Source organism: Argonema antarcticum A004/B2 (genome assembly GCF_023333585.1).
GTDB lineage: Bacteria > Cyanobacteriota > Cyanobacteriia > Cyanobacteriales > Aerosakkonemataceae > Argonema > Argonema antarcticum.
Genome location: NZ_JAIQZN010000246.1, coordinates 1 through 1,077, shown reverse-complemented (window position 1 = coordinate 1,077; position 1,077 = coordinate 1). Strand labels below are relative to the sequence as shown.

Annotated in this window: 1 protein-coding gene; it reads right to left on the bottom strand. The window is 45.4% G+C overall.

The window, feature by feature from the left end; translation table 11 throughout:
• Positions 1 to 1,077 (bottom strand): hypothetical protein (locus tag LAY57_RS35660; protein ID WP_249072261.1); only part of this gene is annotated, 1,077 nt, incomplete at both ends.

Genomic DNA, 1,077 nt, shown 5'->3' with positions numbered 1-1,077 from the left:
AGTAGTTGTGCTTTGGCTATGATGGGTTCTCGGTCATCTTCAACGATGTTCCAGACTCTCCAGGTGCTATTGCAGTTTTCTTGGGTGGCAATTTCCTCTACGCTAATAGATGCGGTTGCATAAGTGGCGAGGTTCTTTGCTGCTTTGTCTGTTAATCCCAGTCTGACTATTAATTGACGGCGGCATTTGTCGAGTTTACTGAGTTTGTTTTCGATGTCGTTCTGCAACCGTTCGTCACCGGAGTCTGCTGCTGCTTTGAATGCGGTGTGCAGGCTAGCTGCGGTGGCTAGGATGGTGGTGAGTGAGGTATAAGTATCGAGACATAATGGTTTGACTTCCGTAATATGGAATTTGCCAACTTCTCCAGAATGCAGTTTGGTGACTGTGACATTATTGTCGTCCATATTTTGTACTCTAGCAATCTCTCCTGAGTCTCCTGGGGCGTCTGCAATGATTTTGACTGGGGCGTTGACGGCGATTTGGGGGATTGGTAGGGTTGGAGATTGATGATTATCGGCTTTTAAGCGAAGTTTTAGCAGTTCTACTGTCCATTTGATGTCGCTACTTAAAATTTGTTCGATTTGTTCTTCTGTTCCTGCTAGCAGTATGGCTGTGTGGCAGATGGGCATTGATAATATGCGTGAGTACAGAGAAGGACATTTTTCGATGAGTTTGGCTTGGCAGAGTAGGTTTCTCAAGTAGCGGACTATTTCTTTGGGAAAGCAGTGTTTGAGGATTTCTTTTACTTCGTTTTGGGAGACTGCGTTTTCTAAATCGAGTAATTTATAACCGAGTTCTAAGCCAGCTTCTTTGATTTTTCCGAGTTCGGCGGCGTGGACAGACCCGAATTCTACTATCTCTTTGGCTAGTGAGATTGTTTTGCTGCTGGTGAGTGGTGGGAAGTTGTAACTGTCTAGTTTGTTAGTAGTGGTAGATGGCATGGTGATGCTCTCTTTGTTGTGGGTTAAGTTGATTTGATTAATTGGAAAACTTTGTGTGTAGGTGAGGGCGTCAATTAGCTGCATTCCTACCGCACGCGCAAGCAGGGGGGGAACGGCGTTACCGATTTGTCGGTGT